At 66.1% G+C, this 12,325-nt stretch carries 10 protein-coding genes; 5 read left to right on the forward strand and 5 right to left on the reverse strand.

Annotated elements, in window-relative coordinates:
• Window positions 1-4 precede the first annotated feature (4 nt).
• The 4 genes from frr to rpsB all read right to left on the reverse strand — a co-directional run bounded on the left by frr (window position 5) and on the right by rpsB (window position 3,241).
• The gene (frr, locus tag FG99_RS16685) at window positions 5-562 is read right to left on the reverse strand and encodes a ribosome recycling factor (protein WP_043271194.1); all 558 of its coding nucleotides are present in this window, start codon (window positions 560-562) and stop codon (window positions 5-7) included.
• A gap of 1 nt (window position 563) precedes the next feature.
• Window positions 564-1,301 (reverse strand): UMP kinase, encoded by a 738-nt coding sequence (gene pyrH, locus FG99_RS16690; RefSeq protein WP_009616635.1) that lies wholly within the window; start codon window positions 1,299-1,301, stop codon window positions 564-566.
• 204 nt (window positions 1,302-1,505) lie between these two features.
• The gene (gene tsf, locus FG99_RS16695; RefSeq protein WP_043271196.1) at window positions 1,506-2,375 is read right to left on the reverse strand and encodes a translation elongation factor Ts; all 870 of its coding nucleotides are present in this window, start codon (window positions 2,373-2,375) and stop codon (window positions 1,506-1,508) included.
• 125 nt (window positions 2,376-2,500) lie between these two features.
• Window positions 2,501-3,241: a 30S ribosomal protein S2 gene (rpsB, locus tag FG99_RS16700; RefSeq protein WP_009616632.1), complete on the reverse strand. Its 741-nt coding sequence runs from the start codon at window positions 3,239-3,241 to the stop codon at window positions 2,501-2,503.
• A gap of 333 nt (window positions 3,242-3,574) precedes the next feature.
• Between rpsB and map the strand changes: the two genes are divergently transcribed.
• The 3 genes from map (at window position 3,575) to dapC (ending at window position 8,434) form a co-directional block, all read left to right on the forward strand.
• Window positions 3,575-4,357: a type I methionyl aminopeptidase gene (gene map / locus FG99_RS16705; RefSeq protein ID WP_043271198.1), complete on the forward strand. Its 783-nt coding sequence runs from the start codon at window positions 3,575-3,577 to the stop codon at window positions 4,355-4,357.
• A gap of 141 nt (window positions 4,358-4,498) precedes the next feature.
• Window positions 4,499-7,201, forward strand: a complete 2,703-nt coding sequence (locus FG99_RS16710; RefSeq protein ID WP_043271200.1) for a [protein-PII] uridylyltransferase — start codon at window positions 4,499-4,501, stop codon at window positions 7,199-7,201.
• Window positions 7,202-7,213: 12 nt separating this feature from the next.
• Complete coding sequence (dapC, locus tag FG99_RS16715; protein ID WP_043271202.1) at window positions 7,214-8,434, forward strand: succinyldiaminopimelate transaminase; 1,221 nt, start codon at window positions 7,214-7,216, stop codon at window positions 8,432-8,434.
• 592 nt (window positions 8,435-9,026) lie between these two features.
• Here dapC and FG99_RS16720 read toward each other — a convergent pair.
• Window positions 9,027-10,688, reverse strand: a complete 1,662-nt coding sequence (locus FG99_RS16720) for a Na+/H+ antiporter (RefSeq protein ID WP_043271204.1) — start codon at window positions 10,686-10,688, stop codon at window positions 9,027-9,029.
• A gap of 188 nt (window positions 10,689-10,876) precedes the next feature.
• Between FG99_RS16720 and FG99_RS16725 the strand changes: the two genes are divergently transcribed.
• Together FG99_RS16725 and dapD are read left to right on the forward strand one after the other, a co-directional pair.
• On the forward strand, window positions 10,877-11,227 hold the full coding sequence (locus tag FG99_RS16725) for an ArsC family reductase (protein WP_009616622.1): 351 nt from the start codon (window positions 10,877-10,879) through the stop codon (window positions 11,225-11,227).
• Between the two features lie 32 nt (window positions 11,228-11,259).
• Complete coding sequence (gene dapD, locus FG99_RS16730; RefSeq protein ID WP_043271206.1) at window positions 11,260-12,294, forward strand: 2,3,4,5-tetrahydropyridine-2,6-dicarboxylate N-succinyltransferase; 1,035 nt, start codon at window positions 11,260-11,262, stop codon at window positions 12,292-12,294.
• Window positions 12,295-12,325: the final 31 nt, after the last annotated feature.

Raw genomic sequence — 12,325 nt, forward strand, 5'->3', positions numbered from 1 at the left:
GCCGTCAGACGGCCATCAGATCCGCTTCCTTGGCCTCGAGGGCCTTGTCGATCTCAGCGACGAACCTGTCGGTAAGCTTCTGCACCTCGTCCCCGGCGCGACGCTCTTCGTCCTCGCTGATTTCCTTTTCCTTCTGCAGGTCCTTGAGCTGGGCCAGGGCGTCGCGGCGGATGTTGCGCACGGAGACGCGGGCCTGCTCGGCCTCGGCGCGGGCCTGCTTGGTGAAGCCCTTGCGGGTTTCCTCGGTCAGGGCCGGCATGGGGACGCGGATGGTGGTGCCGGCGGTGGCCGGGTTCAGGCCCAGGTCGGAGGTCATGATGGCCTTCTCGACCGCCTGGATCATGCTCTTGTCGAACACGTTCAGGGCCAGGGTGCGGGAATCCTCGACGGTGACGTTGGCGACCTGGCGCAGCGGGGTGTCGGAGCCGTAGTAGGACACCATGACGCTGTCCAGGATGCTCGGGTGCGCACGGCCGGTGCGGATCTTGGCGAAGGCATGGCCCAGGGCCTCCAGGGTCTTGCCCATGCGCTCCTGCGCTTCTTTCTTGATCTCGTTGATCATGTCAATCCTCCTCGATCAGGGTGCCCTCGGCACCACCAACAACAATATTCAGCAGCGCGCCCGGCTTGTTCATGTTGAACACCCGCAGCGGCATTTTCTGGTCGCGGCACAGGCAGATGGCAGTCAGGTCCATCACGCCCAGCTTGCGGTCGAGCACTTCATCGTAGGTCAGGCGCTCGAACTTCTCGGCGTTCGGGTCCTTGAACGGATCGGCAGTGTACACACCATCGACCTTGGTCGCCTTCAGCACCACGTCGGCATCGATTTCGATGGCGCGCAGGCAGGCGGCCGAGTCGGTGGTGAAGAAGGGGTTGCCGGTACCGGCGGAGAAGATCACCACTTCGCCGCTGGCGAGGTGGCGCATGGCCTTGCGGCGGTCGTAGTGGTCGGTGACGCCGACCATGCTGATGGCCGACATGACGATGGCGGTGATGTTCGAGCGCTCCAGGGCGTCGCGCATGGCCAGGCCGTTCATCACGGTGGCCAGCATGCCCATGTGGTCGCCGGTGACGCGGTCCATGCCGGCCGCCGACAGGGCCGCGCCACGGAACAGGTTGCCGCCGCCGATGACCAGGCCGACCTGCACGCCGATGCCGACCAGTTGGCCGATCTCCAGGGCCATGCGGTCCAGGACCTTGGGGTCGATACCGAACTCTTCGCTGCCCATCAGGGCTTCGCCGCTCAGTTTTAGAAGAATGCGTTTATAGCGAGGTTGACGTGCGCTCAGCTGCTGAGCCATGACCTTTTTCTCCTGCGGCGATGTGGAATGCGTGGCGCCTGACCGGGCGCCTGTCGGGGAAGCCTGGCCCTACCAGGCTAGCAGCGCCGCGAACCGACGAACGGTGCGAAGCCGCGGAGACCGCCCCGAATGGTCTCCCCACTTTGACGAAGAGGCCGCACGCGCGAGCGGGCAGCCTCTTCCGGGGCGACGGTGGAAACCGTCTTATTGCTTGGATGCAGCTACTTGAGCAGCAACCTCGGCAGCGAAGTCGGCCTCGGCCTTCTCGATGCCCTCGCCCACTTCGAAGCGAACGAAGGAGACGATCTCGGCGCCGGCTTTCTTGGCCAGTTCACCGACCTTGACTTCCGGATCCTTGACGAACGGCTGCTCGACCAGGCTGGCTTCGGCGAGGAACTTGTTGATGCGGCCCTTGACCATGTTCTCGACGATGTTTTCCGGCTTGCCGGCGATCTTGTCGGCGTTCAGCGCCAGGAAGATTTCCTTTTCCTTGGCCACGGCTTCTTCGGAAACCTGCGACGGATCCAGGAACTGCGGGTTGCTGGCGGCGACGTGCATGGCGATGTCACGGGCCAGTTCGGCGTTGCCGCCTTTCAGGGTGACCAGTACGCCGATGCGGTGACCGTGCAGGTAGGCGCCGACCACGTCGCCTTCGGCGCGGGCCAGACGACGGATGTTGACGTTCTCGCCGCACTTGGCGACCAGGGCCTCACGGGCGGACTCCTGCTCGGCGATCAGCGGAGCGGCGTCGCTCAGCTTCTGGGCGAAAGCCTTGTCCAGGCTGGCAGCGACGAAGTTCTTGAAGTCGTCCTGCAGGGCCAGGAAGTCGGTCTGCGAGTTGACTTCGATGATGGTGGCGGCCTTGGCGTCGTCGGCCACTTTCACCGCGATGGAACCTTCGGCGGCGATGTTGCCGGCCTTCTTGGCAGCCTTGATGGCGCCCGAAGCGCGCATGTCGTCGATGGCCTTCTCGATGTCGCCTTCGGCGGCAACCAGGGCCTTCTTGCACTCCATCATGCCCTGGCCGGTACGCTCGCGCAGTTCTTTAACCAGTGCTGCAGTGATCTCTGCCATTTGCAAATCCTCTTGAGTTGGTTCTCAAAACCAGATCGCCCGGCGGGCCGGGCGGAATTCGGGAGTGGCAAAAAGGGGGCCAGGCCCCCTTTTTGCGCACCGCTGGACGTCTGGACGTCCCGGAATCAGCCTTCGGCGGATTCGGCCGGCGCTTCTTCGACGAACTCGTCAGCACCGCCCTGGGCGTTCTGACGGCCGCGCAGTACGGCTTCGGCCATCGAACCCAGGTACAGCTGAACGGCGCGGATGGCGTCGTCGTTACCGGGGATGACGTAGTCGACGCCGTCCGGGCTGCTGTTGGTATCGACGATGCCGATGACCGGGATGCCCAGCTTGTTGGCTTCGGTGATGGCGATGCGCTCGTGGTCGACGTCGATCACGAACAGCGCGTCCGGCAGGCCGCCCATGTCCTTGATGCCGCCCAGGCTGCGATCCAGTTTTTCCAGATCACGGGTGCGCATCAGGGCTTCTTTCTTGGTCAGCTTGTCGAAGGTGCCGTCCTGCTGCTGGGTTTCCAGCTCGCGCAGGCGCTTGATCGACTGGCGGATGGTCTTGTAGTTGGTGAGCATGCCGCCCAGCCAACGGTGGTCGACGTAAGGCATGCCGCAACGGGCGGCTTCTTCGCGAACGATCTTGCCGGCGGAACGCTTGGTGCCGACGAACAGAATCTTGTTCTTGCCCTGGGCCAGGCGCTCAACGAAGGTCAGGGCCTCGTTGAACAGCGGCAGGGTCTTTTCCAGGTTGATGATGTGGATCTTGTTGCGCGCGCCGAAAATGAACTTGCCCATTTTCGGGTTCCAGTAACGGGTCTGGTGGCCGAAGTGCACACCGGCCTTCAGCATATCGCGCATGTTGACTTGGGACATGATAGTTCCTCGATAAGTCGGGTTGGGCCTCCATGCATCCCAATGACCAACCCCCGAACGCGTCGCAGGGCACCCAGGTCATCGTGTCGATGCATGTGTGGGTTAGGCTTGAACAGGCCATAGCCTGCAAAAGCGGGGCGCTTTATATCACACAAAGCCGCTGGAGGCTAGAAGCTGGAAGCCGGACGAGAGGCGATCGACGCACCGCCGCTCTTCGCTCCAGCTTCCAGCTTCCAGCTTCCAGCTTCCAGCTTCCAGCTTCCAGCTTCCATGGCAGCCTGCCGCCTGCGAAACTGTTACCATTGCCTTTTTCCGCCCGCGTCCGAGAATTCTATGACCGTCACCATCAAGACGCCCGAAGACATCGAGAAAATGCGCATCGCCGGCCGCCTGGCCGCCGAGGTGCTGGAAATGATCGGCGACCACGTCAAGCCCGGGGTCACCACCGACGAACTGGACCGCATCTGCCACGACTATATAGTCAACGTCCAGCAGGCCATCCCCGCGCCCCTGAACTACAAGGGTTTTCCCAAGTCCATCTGCACCTCGATCAACCACGTCGTCTGCCACGGCATCCCCAACGAGAAGCCGCTCAAGGAAGGCGACATCGTCAACATCGACATCACCGTCATCAAGGACGGCTACCACGGTGACACCAGCAAGATGTTCCTGGTGGGCAAGACCCCGGAGTGGGCCGACCGTCTGTGCCAGATCACCCAGGAATGCATGTACAAGGGCATTTCCGTGGTCAAGCCCGGCGCGCGCCTGGGCGACATCGGCGAGGTGATCCAGAAGTACGCCGAGAAGAACGGCTTCTCGGTGGTCCGCGAGTACTGCGGCCACGGCATCGGCAAGGTGTTCCACGAGGAGCCCCAGGTGCTGCACTACGGCCGCGCCGGCACCGGCCTGGAACTCAAGGAAGGGATGATCTTCACCATCGAGCCGATGATCAACCAGGGCCGCCCGGAAACCCGCCTGCTGGGCGACGGCTGGACCGCCATCACCAAGGACCGCAAGCTCTCCGCCCAGTGGGAGCACACCGTGCTGGTGACCGCCGACGGCTACGAGATCCTCACCCTGCGCAACGACGAGAGCTTCCCGCGCACCGGCGCGTGAGCGGCGTTGCAATCTCGCCGACGGCTGGGTAGAACATAGAAATCCCGGCCCGGCACCCTCGCCGGGCCTGGCGCCACGCGCCCCAGGCCCGGACGATGACTTGCCCCTGCCCTCCCCCATCCCAGAATCAGGAAGGCCGCCATGCCGCAGGTGGATCCCGAGTTGTTCGACCCTGGGCAGTTCCAGGCGGAACTGGCCCTCAAATCCAGCCCCATCCCCGCCTTCAAGAAGGCCATCCGCCAGGCCAACGAGGTGCTGGACGCGCGCTTCAACGGCGGCCGTGACATCCGCCGGCTGATCGAGGACCGCGCCTGGTTCGTCGACCAGATCCTGCAGCAGGCCTGGCAGCGCTTCGCCTGGTGCGAGGACGCCGACATCGCCCTGGTGGCGGTGGGCGGCTACGGCCGCGGCGAGCTGCACCCGCACTCGGACATCGACATCCTGGTGCTGCTCGACAGCGAGGACCAGGAGGTCTTCCGCGAGCCCATCGAGGGCTTCCTCACCCTGCTCTGGGACATCGGCCTGGAAGTCGGCCAGAGCGTGCGCTCGGTGGCCGAGTGCGCCGAGGAAGCGCGCGCCGACCTGACAGTGGTGACCAACCTGATGGAGTGCCGGACCATCTCCGGCCCCGACCACCTGCGCCAGCGCATGCTCGAAGCCACGGCCAGCAGCCAGATGTGGCCCAGCGGCCAGTTCTTCCTGGCCAAGCGCAAGGAACAGATCCACCGCCACACCAAATACAACGACACCGAATACAACCTGGAGCCCAACGTGAAGGGCTCGCCAGGCGGGCTGCGCGACATCCAGACCATCCTCTGGGTCGCCCGCCGCCACTTCGGCAGCCTCAACCTGCACGCGCTGGTCAAGGAAGGCTTCCTGGTGGAAAGCGAGTCCAGCGTGCTGGCCTCCTGCCAGGAATTCCTCTGGAAGGTCCGCTACGCCCTGCACATGCTCGCCGGGCGCGCCGAGGACCGCCTGCTGTTCGACCACCAGCGGCGCATCGCCGGGATGCTCGGCTACCAGGACAACGACGCCAAGCTGGCCGTCGAGCGCTTCATGCAGAAGTACTACCGGGTGGTGATGGCGGTCTCCGAGCTGAACGACCTGATCATGCAGCACTTCGAGGAAGTCATCCTGCGCGCCGGCGAAGGCGGCCAGGTGACGCCGCTGAACAGCCGCTTCCAGGTCCGCGACGGCTACCTGGAAGTGACCAACGCCAACGTCTTCAGGCGTACCCCCTTCGCCCTCCTGGAAATCTTCGTGCTGATGGCCCAGCACCCGGCGATCAAGGGCGTGCGCGCCGACACCATCCGCCTGCTGCGCGACAGCCGGCACCTGATCGACGACGACTTCCGCCACGACATCCGCAACACCAGCCTGTTCATCGAGCTGTTCAAGTGCCGCGAAGGCATCCATCGCAACCTGCGGCGGATGAACCGCTACGGCATCCTCGGCCGCTACCTGCCGGAGTTCGGCCTGATCATCGGGCAGATGCAGCACGACCTGTTCCACATCTATACGGTGGACGCCCACACCCTCAACCTGATCAAGCACCTGCGCAAGCTGCAGCGCCCGGACATGGCCGAGAAGTACCCGCTGGCCAGCAAGATCATGGAGCGCCTGCCCAAGCCGGAGCTGATCTACCTCGCCGGGCTCTACCACGACATCGCCAAGGGCCGTGGCGGCGACCATTCCGAGCTGGGCGCGGTGGACGCCGAGCTGTTCTGCCAGCGCCACCAGTTGCCGCAGTGGGACACCCAACTGGTCAGCTGGCTGGTGCAGAACCACCTGGTGATGTCCACCACCGCGCAGCGCAAGGACCTCTCCGACCCGCAGGTGATCTTCGACTTCGCCCAACTGGTCGGCGACCAGACGCGCCTGGACTACCTCTACGTGCTCACCGTGGCCGACATCAACGCCACCAACCCGAGCCTGTGGAACTCCTGGCGCGCCAGCCTGCTGCGCCAGCTCTACACCGAGACCAAGCGCGCCCTGCGCCGCGGCCTGGAGAACCCGCTGGACCGCGAGGAGCAGATCCGCCAGACGCAGAGCGCGGCCATCGACATCCTGGTGCGCGACGGCATCGACCAGGACGACGCCGAGCAGCTCTGGAGCCAGCTGGGCGACGACTACTTCCTGCGCCACAGCGCCGCCGACGTGGCCTGGCACACCGAGGCCATCCTCCAGCACCCGGACGACGGCACGCCGCTGGTGCTGATCAAGGAAACCACCCAGCGCGAGTTCGAGGGCGGCACGCAGATCTTCATCTACGCCGCCGACCAGCACGACTTCTTCGCCGTGACCGTGGCGGCGATGGACCAGCTCAACCTGAACATCCAGGACGCGCGGATCATCACCTCCACCAGCCTGTTCACCCTCGACACCTACATAGTGCTCGACGCCGATGGCGGCTCGATCGGCGACAATCCCCAGCGCATCGCCGAAATCCGCCAGGGCCTGGTGGACGCGCTGAAGAACCCCGACGACTACCCGAACATCATCCAGCGCCGCGTGCCCCGGCAGCTCAAGCACTTCGCCTTCGCGCCGCTGGTGACCATTTCCACCGACGCCTCGCGCCAGGTCAGCGTGCTCGAGGTCATCGCCCCCGACCGCCCGGGCCTGCTGGCGCGCATCGGCGGGCTGTTCCTGGACTTCGACCTGTCGGTGCGCAACGCCAAGATCGCCACCCTCGGCGAGCGCGTGGAAGACGTGTTCTACGTCACCGACGCGCACAACCAGCCACTCTCCGACCCGGACCTGTGCAAGCGACTGCAGGCGGCCCTGGTCGAGCAGCTTTCACAGGCCAACGGCCAGGAAACCGTTCCGGTCCGCATCAGCATCTGACGAGCGATTCACATGAACCCAGACCTCGACCTGCTCCAGCCCTACCCCTTCGAGAAGCTCCGCGCCCTGCTCGCCGGCGCCCAGCCGCCGGCCGGGCTTGCGCACATCGCGCTGTCCATCGGCGAGCCCAAGCACCGCTCGCCGGAATTCGTCGCCAAGGCCCTGGCCGACAGCCTCGACCAACTGGCGGTGTACCCGACTACCCTGGGCCTGCCGGCGCTGCGCGAAACCATCGCCGCCTGGTGCGAGCGCCGCTTCGGCGTCCCCGCAGGCTGGCTGGACGCCGCCCGCCACGTGCTGCCGGTGAACGGCACCCGCGAGGCGCTGTTCGCCTTCACCCAGGCGGTGGTCGACCGCAGCAAGAACGGCCTGGTGATCAGCCCCAACCCCTTCTACCAGATCTACGAAGGCGCGGCCCTGCTGGCCGGCGCGCAGCCGCACTACCTGGCCTGCCGCGCCGGGAACGGCTTCAATCCGGACTTCGACGCGGTGCCGGCGGACGTCTGGCAGCGCTGCCAGATTCTTTTCCTCTGCTCCCCGGGCAACCCCACCGGCGCGCTTGTCCCCCTCGCCGAATTGAAGAAGCTGATCGCCCTGGCCGACAAGCACGACTTCCTGATCGCCGCCGACGAGTGCTACAGCGAGCTGTACTTCGACGAGCAGAACCCGCCGCCCGGCCTGCTCAGCGCCTGTGCCGAACTGGGCCGCTCGGACTTCAGGCGTTGCGTGGTGTTCCACAGCCTGTCCAAGCGCTCCAACCTGCCGGGCCTGCGCTCGGGCTTCGTCGCCGGCGACGCCGAGGTGCTGAAGAAATTCCTGCTGTACCGCACCTACCACGGCTGCGCCATGCCGGTGCAGACCCAACTGGCCAGCATCGCCGCCTGGCAGGATGAAGACCATGTGCGCGCCAACCGCGACCTGTACCGCGAGAAGTTCGCCGCGGTGCTGGACATCCTCGCCGGCGTGCTCGACGTGCAGCGCCCGGACGGCAGCTTCTACCTGTGGGCGAAGACGCCCATCGCCGACACCGAGTTCTGCCGCAGCCTGTTCGACCAGCAGCACGTCACCGTGGTGCCGGGCTCCTACCTGTCCCGCGAAGTGAACGGCGAGAACCCCGGCGCCAACCGCGTGCGCATGGCCCTGGTCGCGCCGCTGGCGGAATGCGTGGAAGCGGCCGAACGCATCAAGCGCTTCGTCCAGGCCAGCCCAGATCAAACCCGGAGCCGCCCGTAGCCAAGGCCAAACGGCGGATAACGCCGTAGGCGTTATGCGCCCTACACCAAACCCACCGGCAACGTAGGGCGAATAACCGTTCGCGGTTATCCGCCGCTTCACCCAGGCCAAAGCCCGCGCCCAGATCAACCTCGGAGCCGCCTGCAGCCAAGGCCAAACGGCGGATAACGCCGTAGGCGTTATGCGCCCTACACCAAGCCCACCCGCGACGTAGGGCGAATAACCGTTCGCGGTTATCCGCCGCTTCACCCAGACCAAAGCCCGCGCCCAGATCAACCTCGGAGCCGCCTGCAGCCAAGGCCAAACGGCGGATAACGCCGTAGGCGTTATGCGCCCTACGCCAAGCCCACCGGCAACGTAGGGCGAATAACCGTTCGCGGTTATCCGCCGTTTCACCCAGGCCAAAGCCACGCCCAGATCAATCTCGGAGCCGCCTGCAGCCAAGACCAAACGGCGGATAACGCCGTAGGCGTTATGCGCCCTACACCAAGCCCGCCAGCAACGTAGGGCGAATAACCGTTCGCGGTTATCCGCCGTTTCACCTGGGCCTCAGCCCGCGCCGAGGTCAACCTCGGAGCCGCCTGTAGCCGCTCTACACCCACCGCCCCGCCTTGCTGGTCAGCCAGGCCTCCTGGGAGTCCAGGTCGCCGAGCACCTTGCGCATGGTCTCGTCGTCCACCAGGTTCTCCCGGCGCAGTTGGTACAGCTCCAGGCGCTGGGTGCGCAGCGCCTTGATGCGCAGGGCCTGGTCGGCCAGTTCCAGGCTGCGCGCCCGCTCCCGCGCCTCGGCGCTGTCCGGCGCCGGGTCGAGCTGCTGGCGGTACTCGGCCATCAGCCGCGCCTTCACCTCCGCCAGCCGCGCGGCCTCCTCGGCATCCACCTTCTCGCCGGCCGGCATTTCCTCCTTCTCCAGCATGCGGATGGCCGCCACCGCGGTGCGCCGCCATACCGAGCGGTACTCCAGTTCGGACTGGTCGTTGCTGGCCACCGGCAGCCCCTTGAGCAAGGCCGGCAGGCCCAGGGTGGCCGCCAGCAGCGACACCAGGATCACCCCGGCGGCGATGAAGATGATCAGGTCGCGCTGCGGGAAGGCCTTGCCGCTGCCCAGCAGCAGCGGCACCGACAGCACGCCGGCCAGGGTCACCGCCCCGCGCACCCCGCCCAGCGCCGAGATCGCCGACAGCCGCAGCACCGGCTCGCCGGGCTTGCCGCCCAGCTCGATGCCCCACCAGCGCTCGAAGCGCAGCGACAGCTTCCAGTAGCACCAGACCCAGGCGAAGCGCAGCAGGATCAGCACGGCGTACACCGCCAGCACGTAGAACAGCAGCAGCGAGGACCGCCACAGGCTGTCGCCGGCATGGTGCGTCACCGACTTGAGGATGTCCGGCAGTTGCAGGCCCAGCAGCAGGAACACCACGCCGTTGAAGGCGAACTCCAGCATCGACCAGACGCTGCGGTTGAGCACGCGGGTGTGGGTCTGCCGCGGCAGCAGGTCGGTCCAGCTCTGCATCATGCCCGCCGCCACCGCCGCGAGGATGCCGGAGACGCCCAGTTCCTCGGCGACCATGTAGACGGCGAAGGGCAGCAGCAGCATGAGCACCACGTGGGTGGCCGGGTCGTCCCAGCCGCGGCGGATCATCCAGCCGCGGATGCGCCCCAGCAGCCAGCTCAGCACCACGCCGCAGGCCAGGCCGCCAATCGCCACCAGGAGGAAGCTCAGGCTGGCGTCGAGCAGCGAGAAGGCGCCGGTCATGGCCGCGGCCACGGCGAACTTGAAGGCCACCAGGCCCGAGGCGTCGTTCATCAGCGCCTCGCCCTGCAGCACGTGCATCAGCCGCCGCGGCAGGCGGTTCTGGGCGATCGCCGACACCGCCAGGGCGTCGGTGGGCGACAGCACCGCGGCCAGGGCGAAGGCGGCGGCCCAGGGAATCTCGGGAATCAGCAGGTGGATGAAGGCGCCACCGCCAGCCACGGTGAACAGCACCAGGGCGAAGGCCATGGTCAGGATCGGCCAGCGCATCTGCCAGAACTCGCCCTTGGGCATGCGCCAGCCATCGGCGAACAACAGCGGCGGAATGAACAGGAACATGAACAGCTCCGGGTCCAGCGCCACGTGCAACCCCAGGCTGGGCCAGGCCAGGACCGCCCCCGAGGCGATCTGGATCAGCGGCAGCGGCAAGGGCAGCAATTGCGCCAGCAGGCGCGTGCCCCCGACCACCAGCAGCAGGATGAGCACGGTATACACGGTTTGCATCGACGATCTCCCAGTCGCCAGTTCGCGGCGCCCCATTGGAACATCCAGAGACGCTCTCCATCAGCCCTCGGGCGAGCAATAGACTATTGCAATCGCAAAAGAATCGTCCCGCCCTCCCCGCCCCCGCAAGTTCGCGGGAAAATGGCATAATCCCGCGCTTGCCAAAGGAACGACGAGGAGCGCCGCCCATGACCCAGCGGACCATCTACGGAATCAAGGCCTGCGACACCATGAAGAAAGCCCGCACCTGGCTTGAGGAACACGGCGTCGACTATGCCTTCCACGACTACAAGACTAGCGGAATAGACCGCGCGCACCTTGAGCAATGGTGTGCCGAGCACGGCTGGCAGACGGTCCTGAACCGCGCCGGCACCACCTTCCGCAAGCTCGACGAGGCGCAGAAAGCCGACCTCGACGAGTCCCGCGCGATCGAGCTGATGCTCGCCCAGCCGTCGATGATCAAGCGTCCGGTGCTGGACCTTGGCGACCGCACCCTGGTCGGCTTCAAGCCCGACGCCTACGCCGCCGCGCTGGCCTGACACTTTTTCACCGTTTTTTCGAGGAACCGCACATGTCCCAATCCCTGTTCAGCCTGGCCTTCGGCGTCGGCACCCAGAACCGCCAGGACGCCTGGCTGGAAGTCTTCTACGCGCAACCGCTGCTGAACCCGGCCGCCGAGCTGGTCGCCGCCGTCGCGCCGATCCTCGGCTACGAGAACGGCAACCAGGCCATCGCCTTCAGCAACCAGCAGGCCTACCAGCTGGCCGACGCGCTGAAGACCATCGCCCCGGCCCAGGCCGCCCTGCTCAACCGCCTGGCCGAAAGCCAGAAGCCGCTGGTCGCCACCCTGCTGGCCGAAGACGCCGCCCCCGCCTCCACCCCCGAGGCCTACCTGAAGCTGCACCTGCTCTCGCACCGTCTGGTCAAGCCCCATGGCGTCAACCTGTCGGGCATCTTCCCGCTGCTGCCGAACGTGGCCTGGACCAACATCGGCGCCGTCGACCTGGCCGAGCTGGCCGAGCTGCAACTCGAAGCGCGCCTGAAGGGCAAGCTGCTGGAAGTCTTCTCGGTGGACAAGTTCCCGAAAATGACCGACTACGTGGTCCCGGCCGGCGTGCGCATCGCCGACACCGCCCGCGTGCGCCTGGGCGCCTACATCGGCGAAGGCACCACCGTGATGCACGAAGGCTTCGTCAACTTCAACGCCGGCACCGCCGGCCCGGGCATGATCGAAGGCCGCGTCTCCGCCGGCGTGTTCGTCGGCAAGGGCTCGGACCTGGGCGGCGGCTGCTCGACCATGGGCACCCTGTCCGGCGGCGGCAACATCGTCATCAGCGTCGGCGAAGGCTGCCTGATCGGCGCCAACGCCGGCATCGGCATCCCGCTGGGCGACCGCAACATCGTCGAAGCCGGCCTGTACGTCACCGCCGGCACCAAGGTGGCGCTGCTGGACGACCAGAACAACCTGGTCAAGGTGGTCAAGGGCCGCGACCTGGCCGGCCAGCCGGACCTGCTGTTCCGCCGCAACTCGCAGACCGGTGCGGTGGAATGCAAGACCAACAAGACCGCCATCGAGCTGAACGAAGCGCTGCACGCGCATAACTAAGTCAGAGCTGGAAGCTGGAAGCCAAAAGCCG

The organism is Pseudomonas sp. AAC, assembly GCF_000725445.1.
Taxonomy (GTDB): domain Bacteria; phylum Pseudomonadota; class Gammaproteobacteria; order Pseudomonadales; family Pseudomonadaceae; genus Pseudomonas; species Pseudomonas citronellolis.